This is a genomic window from Runella zeae DSM 19591, from assembly GCF_000423565.1.
Lineage (GTDB): Bacteria > Bacteroidota > Bacteroidia > Cytophagales > Spirosomataceae > Runella > Runella zeae.
This window is the reverse complement of sequence record NZ_AUIF01000045.1, coordinates 19535-33552: the sequence shown is the minus strand read 5'-3', so window position 1 is coordinate 33552 and position 14018 is coordinate 19535. Positions and strand designations below refer to the sequence as shown.

Here is a 14018-nt window from a genome sequence, read left to right as displayed (position 1 = left end):
TACTTCTAATTTTCTCTCTACCTAATTTCGCCGACTTTTCTTAATTGGAACAAAAACCGTTGCAACAGTCGAAGGTCTTCCGTGACAATTTCGGCATTTGCAACCATACCTGTACGGTAACGTAGTTTTTGATGATAAGTAGTTACCAAACCATTAGGTAGTGTTACTTTGGCGGGGAAAACACCGTCTTGAAGTGGTACTTCTGAGATTTCGGTAATGATTCCTTTAACGTACCCAAATTGCTCAAAAGGATAGCCCGCAAATTTTATCAATACCGATTGCCCCACTTTTATTTTTCCCAGATTTTGCTGTGGAATGGTAAGTAGTCCAATATAATCTGAGCCTGTGGGTATAACCGAAAACAATTCAGTTCGGTTGGGGATAAATTGGTTTTCTTCCAATAAAGTCGGGAAAGAGACCCGCCCGGCGATGGAGGTAGTCAGCACGTAGCGGCTTTTCCACTCTTCTACGGCACTGCGAAGCGTATTTAATCGCTGTAAAAAATTGGCTCGGTATTCGCGCACTTGTTGATCCAGTGTCAGCAAATCACCTTGTTTGTTCCGTTGAGCTGTTTCATTTTGTAGAATTATCGTTTCCGTTTGACGATAAGGAAGGGTTCGAGCCAGCAACTTGCTTTCTTCCCGTTTCAATTCCAGAGGAGCAATGAGCCGTTCTTCGGCTAGTTTCTTTTGGACAGCGTATTCTTCCTGTGCCAGCCGACTGTCTTTTTGCTGAAGAAGCTGTTGCTGTCGTAGGTTGTCGGTCATGGCCTTTAAGTCTTCTATTTCTTTTAAAAGAAGTTCTTTTTTCTGGCTGTAAAAATGTCCTGCCAAGTAGGCTTGTAATCCCGTCATTGACTCCTCAAATACCTGAAATTGGGGCTGTAATTCACCCAAATGACGATAGTCAGTCAGCCGATGCTGAGCCAATGTTTCCAGTCTGCCTGCATTTACCTCTTGCCATGCTCGATTCAGTTCGTTAGACAATCGCAAAACTTCATCGTGGTGGGCCGTACTTTCCAGGTAGCCCATGACTTGATTTGCCTGTACCGTTTGCCCATTTTTTACAAATAAACGAACCAACCGACCTTCACTGCGGGCAACTATACTTTTGGGAGCATTGACCGACGTTAGGCGGAAGGGTGCTGAAACAACGTCAGGGTAACGAATGACCCACGTACCTATAAAGAAAGCGATGACCAACAAAAAGATGACCGTGGTACCCCACCGAACCAGCGAATGTGGAATACGGGTGATAAGTTCTTCTATTTCTTCAGAACGAACCGACGAGTAAGATGAATGGTTTGGCATAGGTTTAAGGTTAAGAATCTAATTCCAATTGATTTTTAACTAACTTCCAATAAGCCCCGTGTTGGGCAATCAATTGACTGTGCGAGCCTACTTCTACAATTCGACCCGCATCGAGCACCACAATTTGATCCGCATTTTTGACGGTACTCAGTCGGTGAGCCACCACCACGACGGTTCGGCCTTTAAAAAAATCATTTAGTGCGTGCATGACGGCTGCTTCGTTGTTGGCATCTAAGGCATTGGTAGCTTCGTCGAAAAACAAAAATTGTGGGTTTTTGTAAATCGCTCGGGCAATCAGCAAGCGTTGCTTTTGGCCTTGACTAAGGCCATTTCCTTCTGCCCCGATTTTGGTGTTGTATCCCAAAGGCAGTGCATCGACGAAGTCAATAATATTGGCTGCTCGCATGGCATTTCGTAAACGACTTTGGTCGAAATGCTCTTCCCCCAAAGCGATATTGGCAGCGATGGTATCCGAAAAAATAAAGCCTTCCTGCATCACTACGCCGCAGTTGCTGCGCCACATCTCATGGCTCATATCGCGAAGCCGCGATTCGCCTACTTGGATTGTACCTTCGGTAGGTTCGTAAAATTTTAAGAGAAGTTTTAAAAGGGTGGTTTTTCCACTGCCACTCATGCCCACAATGGCGGTGGTTTTGTTGGCAGGAATGGTTAAGTTAATACCGTTTAAGACTTTGCGGTCGGCCATGCCGGGGTAGGAGAACGAAAGCTGTTGCAATTCTAGGGCGCGCTGTTCGGGAAGGTAGTTCATTTTGGGGCGTTCAACAGGGTCTTCGTCCTCAAGGGTATGAATTTCATTGAGTCGCTCTAAGCTGATTTTGGCATCTTGCCAACTATGGGCAAAACCTACCAACTGCCCAATGGGGCCGCTCAACTGACCCGTAATAGACTGAATGGCCAGCATTGTTCCGAAGGTAAGTTCTCCGTCGATAACTGCTTTTGCACTCATAAATAAGATAACCAAGCTGATTCCCTGGAGAATCGTAAAAGTACCGGTTTGCTGAAACTGCCCTAGTGACAATGTACGAACCTGTAGGTGAAATATCCGAGCCTGTAATCGTTCCCAATCCCAACGAAAAAAGCGTTCGGCACCCGCCAGTTTAATATCCTGAACGCCCGAAATCATTTGGACAATTTTGTTGTGGTCTTTAGAAGCTAATTCAAACGATTTGAAGTCTATTTTCCGACGTTGGCGCATAAAGAGAAAAACCCAACCCACGTAGAATATATTTCCAACCATAAAAATGGTAAAGATGGTAAGATGGTAGTAGGCCAATACACAACTGAGCAGCAACAAATCAATGAACGAAAACAGAATCGTCAGGGCTTGACCCGTTAGCAGGCTTTCGATGCGTTGGTGATCGCCAATGCGTTGAAGAATATCACCAAGGCGTTTTGTTTCAAAAAACGAGTTGGGCAACCGCATTAGTTTATTCAGAAAATCTGAAAGAATGGATAGGTTCAGTCGGGTACTGATATGTAGCATGATTCGGCCCCGAATGGCCTCAATGATTTGCCGACTGATAAGCAAAAAAGTCATGGCTGCCAATAGCGTATATACAAAAGGTAAATTTCCGGTATTGACCCCTATATCAACCAACGACTGGGTCAGCATAGGATAAATTAGCTGAATGCCGCTGCTTACTAAAAGCCCCAGCAGCACTTGCGCAATGAGCCGATGGTATTGAATCAAGTAGCTTCCCAATTGTCGTAAACCCAATGCCCCCGTTTTCTCGTCTTCCTGCTGGTAAAAAGCAGGGGTAGGTTCGAGCAGTAGCACAATACCATTTGAGTTACCATTAGGGGAATTAGTAGCCCAGTTTTGGCAAAACTCCTCGACCGAATAATCAACTGATCCCTTGGCAGGGTCGGCTACTCTAACAGTTTTGCGTCGCTCTCCCCAAAGCCATGCGGGTTGATTCGATTTCCCGGCCCCAGTGATTTCGTAAACAATTACAAAATGGTTTTGCTGCCAATGTACGATGCAGGGAAGGGGTACTTCCTGCGCCAGTACCTCAAACGGCAGTTGCGTAGCCATGGTGCGAAAGCCAATATTTTCGGCGGCTTCGGCAATACCCAATAGCGACACACCGTCTCGATTGATTTGAGACTTCTCTCGGAGCGTTTGCAGCGAAAACGAGCGACCATAGTGTTTGGCAACCATGCGCAGGCAGGTTGGCCCGCAATCCATTTGATCAAGTTGACGATAGACAGAAAAGCTCATTTTGGGCAAGGAATAGGGCTAGTTTGGCAGATTGGTTGAATTTCTCTCTGTTGGGCAGGTAAGACGAAAAAGCGCCGAAGGATTTCCGTTAAGAGTGATATCTGTCATTGGAAATGGAGTGCCACAAATGGGGGGCTTTTCCTTGGGTAAAAAGGGGCTGTCGGGAAGGTAAGACAATAAGTCTGATTTCCGGATGGATAGTATCGTTTCGGATCTTCTGCCTCCAACAATGGACTGTTGTTGCTTGGCTGAAAGTTCGAATTTTTTAAATTTGGTTAACATATTCTTCGAAGTAAGTTATAAACAGGCCAGAGCTCAATGAGTGGAACTCTGGCCGAAAATTGAACCGTTTAGCGTTTGGGCATTGCGCCGGCCATACTGGCTATTGTTGCCGCTATTTGCATCGAACCACTTATGAGTGCAGCATTAAACCGGTATTGGGCTGCATTTCTTTTGGCTTCAGCCTGTCTTTCGGCTTCAGCCTGTTTTGCTTGGTTTAGTAGCGTCTGAAAGTCTTCTGATTCTGAATCAGAAGCGCCACCTTGTATGGCTTGTTGCTGATTTTTTGAGATGGCGAATTTTTCAAATTGTGCTAACATGATTTGTGAGTGCTTTGGCTACCCGTGCTTTTCCTTGAAGTACCTCGTCCTCGGCTGATTGACGATTCAAAGGTAGTTTGTCAAACAGGGGCGTGCCGGAAATAGGGTGTGAATGCCTGCTGTGAAGCTGTGAAACCTGCCAATTTTGTAGGGGAGCAGGGAAATACAATGAAAGAGCTGGGTAATTCACTATCCAATCTGCCCTCAGCATAAAAAAGCCGAAGAATCTGGATGAATTCATCCAGATTCTTCGGCAACCAAACTCAACCTTACTTACCCAATGTTTTGAGCAATACCTTTCAGGGTTTCACTCAGTTGTTTTAGACTATTCTGCTGCAATGTAGTATAAGTATTAAACGCATTCATAGTTTGTGGCAGCTGTTGTGTTGTCGTTGTTGTTGAACTGCTACTTTGCGTCGTCTCGTTTCCGTTCTGCATTGTATTGAGGACATCAATGGCGACTTTGGTAACATTAATAGCTGTACCATAAGCACTTGTACCTCCTTGTACTTTTTGTTGTTGTGATTTAGAAAGCTCGAATTTTTTGAATTGTGCTAACATGATTTGTGAGTGCTTTGGCTACCCGTGCTTCTTCTTGAAGTACCTCGTCCTCGGCTGATTGATGATTCAAAGGTAGTTTGCCAAACAAGGTCGTGCCGGAAATGGGGTGTGAACTCCTACTGTAAAGCTGTGAAACCTGCCAATTTTGTAGGTGAATAGGCTTTTCTTAACGCAAACAAGATAATCCTATCGTCAGTGGTCAATTAGCGACATAGGTAAGTAAGCAAATTTGGAAATGAGTTAATTCGGTAATTGTCTACTGTAAATAAGATAGTTGAGGCTTAAGAAAAGGTAGATTATAAAAAATAGAATGGACTTCGCACACAAAACCTTTGAGTTTTACACACACAAAATCGGAGTTTACCTACAATTCTCGGTTTGCACTTTTTTATCGGCTTAATCTTGTATCGGATTTACAGGGCGGTGAATAAAACATGACAGCCTGCTGAATTTTGAATACTTTAAAAACAACCGAATTTTCCTCATTTTTAAACGATAAAAAAACAATGAAAAAGCAAATTACGTACGCCATTGTGGCTGCAACAGTCTTGATGTGGAATTGCAAGCCGACTGAAATTGACGCTGTTGACTCCCCAACGGCCCCCGTTAAGCACTCAAGTGCGCGTATTGAAGCCCCTCCTAAACAATGGGATAGAACACTGGGTGGCTTTGGTGTTGATATATTAACTGTCGCTGTAAACAATCCTGCCGGAGGATATATTTTTGGGGGTTACTCCAATTCGCCGGCCTCTGCCGTTTCACCGTTTAACGATAAGTCAGATGCCTATGGAGGGAATGATTACTGGGTGGTTAAAGTAACCGAAGATGGTACTAAATCGTATGCCCGTGCTATGGGCAGTGCAGGTGACGACCTATTAACATCTATCGTGCCACTGTCGGACGGGACGATGTTGTTAGGCGGGTTTTCTAATTCACCATTTATGTCTTCTAACAAAACCCAAGGTTCTAAAGGTGGTCATGATTACTGGATTGTCAAAGTGGACCGTAACGGAAATAGGATATGGGATAAAGTACTGGGAGGAACCAATGAAGACCACCTGACCTCAATGGTGGCAACAGACGACGGGGGCTTTCTGTTAGGGGGCATTTCGGCCTCGCAGGCTAATACCGTTCCCCTGCCATCTGGAAACCCACTGGGTGGAATAGCTTCATTTCAAAATAAGACGGCCAGCGACAAATCAATGAACAGTTGTAACGGGAGCTACGATTACTGGATTGTAAAAGTAGATGCCAATGGAAATAAGCAATGGGATATAACCTTGGGTAACGGAGGTAATGACTATTTGGAATCGGTCGTAAAAGCAACAGATGGAGGCTATCTGCTGGCAGGCTACTCCTCTTCTCAGGGAGCGGCAGGCAACAAAACGGCAGCTGGTAAGGGAGGCTATGACTACTGGGTGGTCAAGATTGATGCCAATGGCAAGAAGCAGTGGGAGAGGGCGTTCGGAGGAACGCAGGACGATAAATTAGCCAAGGCTGCTGCTACGCCCGATGGTGGATTTGTATTGGGAGGTAGCTCATCTTCGCCCGCCGGGGCTGACAAGTCAGAAGGGCTACGCGGTATTGCTGGCCATAATGATTACTGGGTGGTCAAGATTGATGCCAATGGTAATAAACTGTGGGATAAGACAATTGGAGCAGGAGGAGATGAGACCTTTAAGTCACTGGCTGTAACAGCCGATGGAGGTGTCTGGATAGGTGGTGATTCGCCTTCTGCTCCCGGTGAAGAAAAAATTGAAATGCCTAAAGGAGGAACCGATTACTGGATTGCCAAAGTGGAAGCAGATGGAAGCTATCTGTGGCAGGATAAAACGTTGGGTGGGGCCTATACGGATAGTTTTTCTGATATGTTAATAACTACTGACGGAGGAATTATTGCTGCGGGTTCGTCTCAGTCTTATTCCGGTGCGCGCAGTGATAAGAGTGAAAATGCCAAAGGGATTTTAAATTACTGGATTGTCAAGCTGAAATAAGTTAACAACCAACGACAAAAGGGCTTTCTCTAACGCAGAGAAAGCCCTTTTGTCGTTACCGCTTTTTTGATGAAAAAGCTCCTTTAATGTAAATAACAACCAACGCAATGGACTTCACCTACAAAACTCTTGAGTTTTACACACACACAATCAGAGTTTACCTACAATTCTCGGATTGCAATTTTTTATCGGCTTAATCTTGTATCGGATTTACGGGGCGGTGAATAAAACATGACAGCCTTCTGAGTTTTGAATACTTTAAAAACAACCGGATTTCCTCATTTTTTAAACGATAAAAAAACAATGAAAAAGCAAATTACGTACGGAATTATGGCTGCAACTGTCTTGATGTGGAATTGTAAGTCGACTGAAATTGACGCTGTCGATACCCCAACGACCGCCGTTAAGCACTCAAGTGCGCGAATACCCGCCCCTCCTAAAGCATGGGATTTAACACTGGGTGGATCCGGCATTGATATATTGACTGTCGCCCTAAACAACCCTACGACTTCCGGAGGGTATATTTTTGGTGGTTCCTCTAATTCGCCGACTTCTGCCGGCTCTAACGATAGGTTTGAGGCCTATGGAGGGAATGATTACTGGGTGGTTAAAGTAATCGCCGATGGTACTTTTAAACATTATAACCGAGCTATAGGCGGTTCAGGAGAAGACCGGTTAGCGTCCATCGTGCCGCTGTCAGACATGACTATGGTGCTGGGCGGGTCGTCTAATTCGCCGGCTGAGGATATGTCTAAAAGCCAGGGTTCCAAAGGGGGGTATGATTACTGGATTGTCAAAGTGAACCGCTATGGCAACGTGATATGGGATAAAGTACTCGGGGGAACCAATGAAGACCACCTGACCTCAATGGTGGCTACCAACGACGGGGGCTTTCTGGTAGGGGGCATCTCAGCCTCGTTGGCAAATAAAGTTACGCCGGTAATCGGAAACCCGCTGGGAGGAATAGGTTCGTTCCAACCCCAGCCAATCAGCAGCGATAAATCAATGAATAGTTGTAACGGGAGCTACGACTACTGGATTGTAAAGCTGGACGTCAACGGCAAGAAGCAATGGGATATAACCTTGGGCAACGGAGGAAATGATTATTTGGCATCGGTCGTAAAAGCAACAGACGGAGGCTATCTGCTGGCAGGCTACTCCTCATCTGAGGGAGCGGCGGGTAATAAAACGGCAGCCGGTAAAGGAGGTTATGACTACTGGGTGGTTAAGATTGACGCCAATGGTAATAAGCAGTGGGATAGGACGTTCGGAGGAACGCAGGACGATCAGTTAGCCAAGGCGGCCGCAACACCTGATGGCGGGTTTGTACTGGGCGGTAGTTCGTCCTCGCCCGCCGGGGCTGACAAGACAGAAGGGCTGCGCGGTGCTGCCGGTCAAAACGATTACTGGGTTGTCAAGATTGATGCGAATGGCAATAAGCAGTGGGATAAGACGGTTGGGAGCCCGGGCGACGATACCTTTAAGTCGCTGGCCGTAACAGCCGATGGGGGTATCTGGCTGGGTGGCGAAACGCCTTCTGCTCCCGGTGGTGAAAAAATTGAAATGCCTAAAGGAGTTTTAGATTACTGGATTGCAAAACTGGAAGCGGATGGACGTTACCTGGGGCAGGATAAAACCCTGGGCGGTACTGCTACAGATAAGTTAGGCGATATACTGGTAACCGCCGATGGCGGAATCATTGCCGCCGGCTCTTCTCAATCCCAGCCCGGAGGAATCAGTGACAAAAGTGAGCGGCCAAAAGGAATAATGAATTATTGGGTCGTCAAACTCAAATGATCAGACAAGCATCTACAAAAAGGCGGTCTCTGAATTGGAGACCGCCTTTTTGTAGATGCAAGCGAGCTCTCATTTAGCTAATGCACAACGCTCAGTAGATCATGCCGGTTCTGTTTCGGGAGTAAGTATTGCTTTCTTTTCGGGAACGGGCAAAATCAACAGAAAACGAGTACCGTTCTCGCCACTAATTTCCAGTCGTCCACCGGCCTGTTTGGTCAGGGAAGTAATCAGTCGCTTACCAAACGAACGACTCGGTTTTTGCCACTGGCTCACGTCCATGCCCGGGCCATTGTCTTTGATTTCGAGGTATAGCTGATCTTCTTTCCACAGGCTGATGCTAAGGCTTGGCGTATCAATCCCTTTATAGGCATGTTTGAAAGCATTGGTAGTCAATTCGTTCAAAATCAAGCCCAACGGAACGGCCAGTTCTACATCCAAATCAATTGGGGCAACATTTAACTGGAGATTGAAGTTGTCTTGGTGGTTAAACGATTGCATCAATCCGCGTACCAACTCGTCGATATAAGTCTGCATATTCACCCGAGTGACGTTATCGGTTTGGTACAATTGCTGATGAATCAACGACATGGCTTCCACCCGCTGCTGCCCTTCCCGTACAGCCCGTACGGCGTTTTCATCTTCCAGTCGGTTTGATTGCAGATATAAAAGACTGGACACAATAGCCAGGTTGTTTTTGACCCGGTGGTGCAGTTCACGCATGAGTTGTTTCAACTGACCGGATTGTTTATTGATCCGTTCATTAGCATCGGAAAGAGTTTGGTTGGTTTCAGCCAGTTTGCCATTAACCCGTCGGATAGTACGGTATTGTAAAAGCATGATGCCGAGCAGAAAGGTCAGCAGTATAGCACCACCCGTCAGCCAGGCCAATTGCTGTCTTTGGCGGAGATTATCTTCGTCTAGGCGTTCAATATGCAGCTGTTTCTCACGAGTTTGAAAGCGAGTTTCTGTTTCGATCAATTGGCGGCTTTTTTCGGCATTCATAACACTGTCCCGATACACCATACTCAGCTTTTGATATTGAAATGCCTGCTGAAATTGACCGCGCTTTTCGTAAATGGCGGTTAGCGTTTCGTAGATGTTTTGATAATAAGGCGGGGACTTCGATTGGGAATTGGCCCATGTTAAGGCCATTCGGATATACTCCTCGGCTTCGTTGAGCTGATTTAACAGCAAAAGTGTATTCGGCAGGTTGATGTAAATCATGCCTTCCAATTCCACATCCTGTTTTTCTTTTGCCGCTTTTAAACATTGCTGATAAATGTCTGCCGATTGCCGGTATTGCCCTGAGTTTTTTAAGATAATAGCCCGATTAAATAACGATACAGTGTAAGAATCTTCTTCCTTGAGCGATTGGTAGATGCGAAGGGCTAACTCGTTATAGTGAAGTGCTTGGTTATATTTCTTACGAATATCTTCAATAGAAGCCAGGTCATTATAAATGTTGGCAATTTCCAATTCAAGCTTTTGTTGCCGGGCAATGGTCAGTGCCTGTTCGCAATAGTATTGTGCTTTTTCTAAGTCACGGAGACTAATGTACACGCCCTCAATTCGTTGCAGCGCCCTGAGCTGCCGCCGATATTCACCGACCGAACTGAAAATAGATTGTGCTTTTAAATAATCTGATATGGCCTTTGTCGGATTATTTTGATTTCGTTCCATATTTCCCATTGCCATATACGTTCGTCCTATCAGAATCTGGTTATTGGCATCTTGGGCGATTTTCAGCATTCCATTGGTGGCCAGGGCTGCTTCGGGATACTTACTTTGATTTAAAGCATTGACACTATAGTCGTAAAGCCGTTCAAAGCGAGCAGAATCCGATAAGGTTTCAATCTGCTGTTGAAATACGGAAAAAGTAAGGAGTGTGTCGGATTGGCTCATAAGTTTGTGGGCAAACAAACAGAAACAGAGCGTCGTCAATAGAGAGAGTTTCATAATATGAGGCTTATTTATTGTGCCAAGAATCAATAGTGCAAGGTCAACGAGCTTGAAAATGCCGCATAAAATCTTCCTTGTATTGTTGTCCGAAAGGAATGGTCATGGTATCAATAAAAATCTCTCGCTCGTTGAATCCTTTCAATTGATTTACATTAACCGCGTAAGAACGATGAACTCGTACCAACGACGAATAATCGAGGCGTTCGAGTAAACTGCTCAGAGAAAGTCGAAGCGTGTATTTATGACCTTTGGTTTGGATGGTCGTATAGGTATTGTCGGCCTCCAGCAACAGAATGTCATTGAGCGAAATTCCGACAAACTGATAATTATGTTTGATAAACACCTGATCCCCGCTGCGGAGAATAGATTCACGGCTTGATGCTTCCTTCTCCGCCGTACCGGCTTTGGTTTCTTTTCCGGCCGCCGACGGTAAACGATTCATGACATAATTATGAATGGCGAGGTCAACCGAAATCTGCAAATTATCCGGTCGGACGGGCTTTGCAAGGTAAGCAGCTGGGAAAGTTGCCTTGGCCCGTTCAATTGTTTCCTTGTCGGTTTGTGAAGTTAGATAAATGACAGGAACGGGCTTGAACTCCAAAATATGTCGGATGGTTTCTATTCCATCCCAACCCCCTTTTAGGTTAATATCGCACAAAATCAAGTCAATACGATTCTGGCGATAGAGTGATAATGCTTCGGCGCCGTTGTCGGCAACACCTGCTACCTCATACCCCTGCGTTTCCAAAAGGTCGCTGACGTACATCGCCAAGATGGCTTCATCTTCAATAATTAAAATTTGAACCTTACTTTCTGACATGATTTAGGGTGGGTTTTATAAGGATGACAAATGTACAAAAAAGACATATTCATATTGTACATAAAATGGTGGCTATTAATCCCCCCCCTTTACAAATCATGTAATTTAGTTTCTATATCTTATGATTGATAATTATAGGTTCATTTAGTAAGCTCGCGCTTTAGCAAAAAATCATTTTGAAGCTCAGTGCCGAGCGTGAAAATATGCTCCCCAAAAGGTACAAAACCCATTTTTTCATAAAATTGAAGGGCTTTGGTATTGTGTTCCCATACGCCAAGCCAAGCTACTTCAAAGCCTTCTTTTCTTGCCCATTGCAAGGCGTAGTCCATAAGGCGAGTGCCTATGCTTTTTCCTTGATACGCTAAGTCCACATAAAATCGCTCGATTTCGACGGCTTTGAGAGAAGATAGCTCAGGCAAAGAATGCTCTTTGACTAATTTTACAAAACCTACTAATTGCTCTTTCAATTCCACAATCACGTACTGAATATGAGGGTCGAGGAGTTCATGTTGGAGCTGGGCTAGACCAAAACGGGTGGATATGTGTAGATGCATGTTTTCGGCGGTGTTGAAATCGGCATAAGTATCTACAAAAGTTTTTTCGGTCAAATCCCGCAAACCTGAGGCATCTGCCAACTCTCCAAGCCTGAAAATGGGTAAAATGAGTTCGTAGCGTTGTTCTAAAAGCGTAATGCCAAAGTTATTGCTGAGGCGTTCTTCTGTTACCCTAAATCCATATTTTTGGTACAAATGAGCCGCTTGTGTAAGGCCCTCGACCGTCCAGAGATAGCAAGACCGATAGTGACGCTGACGTAGGGTTTTTAGGAACATCTCCATTAGTTTTTTCCCAAATCCTAACCCCCTAAAATCTCGGTGAATTAAAAAATAGCGAAGTTGAGCGGCATCGCCTCGGTTCATCAAAAATATACAGCCGATAAGCTTTCCTTCGTGCTCATACATCCATACGGCGTCTTTGTGAGGTTGGTATTGCTGCGCAAACTCTCGTAGGCTATCTTCTACGTATTTAGTAAATAGTTCACCGCCAAACTCAAACTCTTCGCGATAGATAGTGTCGTGGAGTTGTGCCACGGCGGCGATGTCGGTATGGGCTCGAAAATCGGTACGAAGTACAATAGGAGGAGTAGCGGTTTGATGTTTCATAAGGTTAGATGGTATTGGTAAAAAACAGTATCAACTTGCATTCGTGGGTATTGGGGGGGTAGGCTCTCAGCAGGAAGTTGAGAAAAACCATTCTTTTCATAAAAACGCATTGCCGCTTGTAATCTTGGATTAGTACCCAAAAAAATTGACTTAAAACCAGATTTTTGACAATGTTGAAGCAGTGTATTCAGTAAAACCGAGGCAACACCTACGTTTTTGCCTCTATAATCACGGTGAACAAACATTTTTCGTAAAGCACCCATTTCATCTCCAATATCGATAAGAGCAATAGTGCCTACGAGTTTGTTGTCATCCAGTGCCAGCCAGAAGTTCCCTTTTTGTTGACAATAAAACTCAGGGATAATCAGTAAGTCGGGCTGGTCATGAAGAGTAATCGGCACATTGAATTCGTTTTGCTGTATGTTTAAAATGAGGTCAATGATAGCTTGTTGATAAATAGGCTGATAGGGCGTAATTTGAATCATGTAAGTGGTGTTATGAAGGTTGAGTCAATCTCTTTAAATAAGCTCGGGATAAAGATGAAAGACTAAAATGACATACAAAATAACAAAAGCCTTTTAATAATCAGAAATGCTATTTTTTTAATGATTTATGCTTAATTTGTATAAATAGACCCTCTTCCCCAATTTCTACATGGACTTACGTCAACTTACCTATTTTCTTGGTGTCGCCGAAGAATTGCATTTTTCGCGGGCTGCCGAAAAACTATTCATCGTTCAGCCAGCCTTGAGTCGTCATATCCAACAATTAGAGGAGGAGATAGGGGTGGTTTTGTTTGAACGCGACAAGCGCAATGTACGCCTTACTGCGGCGGGAGCTTATTTTAGGGATGAGATTAGTAAAATAAAACACCAACTTGAGTATGTCACGGAGCAGACCCGCCGAATTCATAGTGGTACAGTTGGAAAGATACGAATGGGGCATCCGGGTTCGGCACTTTATTCTATCTTACCCGAAACATTGGCCATGACTTACGAACGTTTTCCTGATATTAATATTGAACTTACCGAAATCGCCGAATTGGAATTGCTAGAAGCGCTTACCAATTATGCTATTGATGTAGGATTTACTAGAGAGGTTTCGATTGATGCGCGTTTTTCGATTCAGTTGTTGTTTGAAGAGCATTTTGCGTTGGTAATCCCGCACGACCACCCCCTCAACGAAACCAATTTTAGAGATATTGGTCAATGCCAAGAAGAAGCCTTTATTTTACCAAAATTGGATGCTCATCTACATTATGGTCAAATCTTACACGGGATTTTTGGAGAAAAGGGCTTCCAACCCCGAGTGGTATATCATTCCAACTATGGTGCTACGATTTTGAGATTGGTAGAAAAAAAACTAGGGTTGTCGGTTTTGCCTATTTCTTACCGTCATGGAGCATCGGCCTTGGGAGTGCGTTTTTTAAAATTGGATACCAAAACGCAGCTCTATCTCATTTGGCGCTCCGATGATGCCAACCCCGTATTGCCTCATATTAAAGAAATAGCCCAACAAGCCGCCCAACATCTTTCTTTGCATTCTTCTTATTTATCTTGATTTATGAAAAAAGTCT

Annotated in this window: 11 protein-coding genes; 3 read left to right on the top strand and 8 right to left on the bottom strand. The window is 44.5% G+C overall.

What is annotated here, in order from left to right; genetic code table 11:
* Positions 1-17 precede the first annotated feature (17 nt).
* The 4 genes from G563_RS0114090 to G563_RS0114070 form a co-directional block, all read right to left on the bottom strand.
* Positions 18-1310, bottom strand: coding sequence for a beta-barrel domain-containing protein (locus G563_RS0114090; RefSeq protein ID WP_028665878.1), 1293 nt, complete (start codon positions 1308-1310; stop codon positions 18-20).
* 10 nt (positions 1311-1320) lie between these two features.
* On the bottom strand, positions 1321-3552 hold the full coding sequence (locus G563_RS0114085) for a peptidase domain-containing ABC transporter (RefSeq protein ID WP_028665877.1): 2232 nt from the start codon (positions 3550-3552) through the stop codon (positions 1321-1323).
* 350 nt (positions 3553-3902) lie between these two features.
* Positions 3903-4151: a hypothetical protein gene (locus G563_RS0114080; protein ID WP_028665876.1), complete on the bottom strand. Its 249-nt coding sequence runs from the start codon at positions 4149-4151 to the stop codon at positions 3903-3905.
* A 273-nt stretch (positions 4152-4424) separates the two neighbouring features.
* On the bottom strand, positions 4425-4712 hold the full coding sequence (locus tag G563_RS0114070) for a hypothetical protein (protein ID WP_028665874.1): 288 nt from the start codon (positions 4710-4712) through the stop codon (positions 4425-4427).
* Positions 4713-5218: 506 nt separating this feature from the next.
* Between G563_RS0114070 and G563_RS0114065 the strand changes: the two genes are divergently transcribed.
* Together G563_RS0114065 and G563_RS0114060 are read left to right on the top strand one after the other, a co-directional pair.
* Positions 5219-6706, top strand: coding sequence for a hypothetical protein (locus G563_RS0114065; RefSeq protein ID WP_028665873.1), 1488 nt, complete (start codon positions 5219-5221; stop codon positions 6704-6706).
* 249 nt (positions 6707-6955) lie between these two features.
* Positions 6956-8503: a hypothetical protein gene (locus G563_RS0114060; RefSeq protein WP_157585327.1), complete on the top strand. Its 1548-nt coding sequence runs from the start codon at positions 6956-6958 to the stop codon at positions 8501-8503.
* A 99-nt stretch (positions 8504-8602) separates the two neighbouring features.
* On the opposite strand, the gene G563_RS0114055 is transcribed toward G563_RS0114060, so the two are convergent.
* The 4 genes from G563_RS0114055 to G563_RS0114035 form a co-directional block, all read right to left on the bottom strand.
* Positions 8603-10444 carry a histidine kinase dimerization/phosphoacceptor domain -containing protein gene (locus G563_RS0114055; RefSeq protein ID WP_169579759.1) on the bottom strand — a complete coding sequence of 614 codons (1842 nt, stop codon included), beginning with the start codon at positions 10442-10444 and terminating at the stop codon, positions 8603-8605.
* A gap of 58 nt (positions 10445-10502) precedes the next feature.
* Positions 10503-11282 (bottom strand): response regulator, encoded by a 780-nt coding sequence (locus G563_RS0114050; protein WP_037326886.1) that lies wholly within the window; start codon positions 11280-11282, stop codon positions 10503-10505.
* A 140-nt stretch (positions 11283-11422) separates the two neighbouring features.
* Complete coding sequence (locus G563_RS37685; protein ID WP_051210978.1) at positions 11423-12442, bottom strand: GNAT family N-acetyltransferase; 1020 nt, start codon at positions 12440-12442, stop codon at positions 11423-11425.
* Positions 12439-12927 carry a GNAT family N-acetyltransferase gene (locus G563_RS0114035; protein ID WP_028665869.1) on the bottom strand — a complete coding sequence of 163 codons (489 nt, stop codon included), beginning with the start codon at positions 12925-12927 and terminating at the stop codon, positions 12439-12441. The genes G563_RS37685 and G563_RS0114035 overlap by 4 nt, the downstream gene beginning before the upstream one ends.
* A 169-nt stretch (positions 12928-13096) precedes the next feature.
* Here G563_RS0114035 and G563_RS34730 point away from each other — a divergent pair, with 169 nt between their 5' ends.
* Positions 13097-14002: a LysR family transcriptional regulator gene (locus tag G563_RS34730; RefSeq protein WP_051210977.1), complete on the top strand. Its 906-nt coding sequence runs from the start codon at positions 13097-13099 to the stop codon at positions 14000-14002.
* Positions 14003-14018: the final 16 nt, after the last annotated feature.

What these genes read in the sequence shown, in the direction of transcription:
- G563_RS0114090 (WP_028665878.1), bottom strand. Translation starts at nt 1,310, where the DNA reads ATGCCAAACCATTCATCTTACTCGTCGGTTCGTTCTGAAGAAATAGAA.
- G563_RS0114085 (WP_028665877.1), bottom strand. Translation starts at nt 3,552, where the DNA reads ATGAGCTTTTCTGTCTATCGTCAACTTGATCAAATGGATTGCGGGCCA.
- G563_RS0114080 (WP_028665876.1), bottom strand. Translation starts at nt 4,151, where the DNA reads ATGTTAGCACAATTTGAAAAATTCGCCATCTCAAAAAATCAGCAACAA.
- G563_RS0114070 (WP_028665874.1), bottom strand. Translation starts at nt 4,712, where the DNA reads ATGTTAGCACAATTCAAAAAATTCGAGCTTTCTAAATCACAACAACAA.
- G563_RS0114065 (WP_028665873.1), top strand. Translation starts at nt 5,219, where the DNA reads ATGAAAAAGCAAATTACGTACGCCATTGTGGCTGCAACAGTCTTGATG.
- G563_RS0114050 (WP_037326886.1), bottom strand. Translation starts at nt 11,282, where the DNA reads ATGTCAGAAAGTAAGGTTCAAATTTTAATTATTGAAGATGAAGCCATC.
- G563_RS37685 (WP_051210978.1), bottom strand. Translation starts at nt 12,442, where the DNA reads ATGAAACATCAAACCGCTACTCCTCCTATTGTACTTCGTACCGATTTT.
- G563_RS0114035 (WP_028665869.1), bottom strand. Translation starts at nt 12,927, where the DNA reads ATGATTCAAATTACGCCCTATCAGCCTATTTATCAACAAGCTATCATT.
- G563_RS34730 (WP_051210977.1), top strand. Translation starts at nt 13,097, where the DNA reads ATGGACTTACGTCAACTTACCTATTTTCTTGGTGTCGCCGAAGAATTG.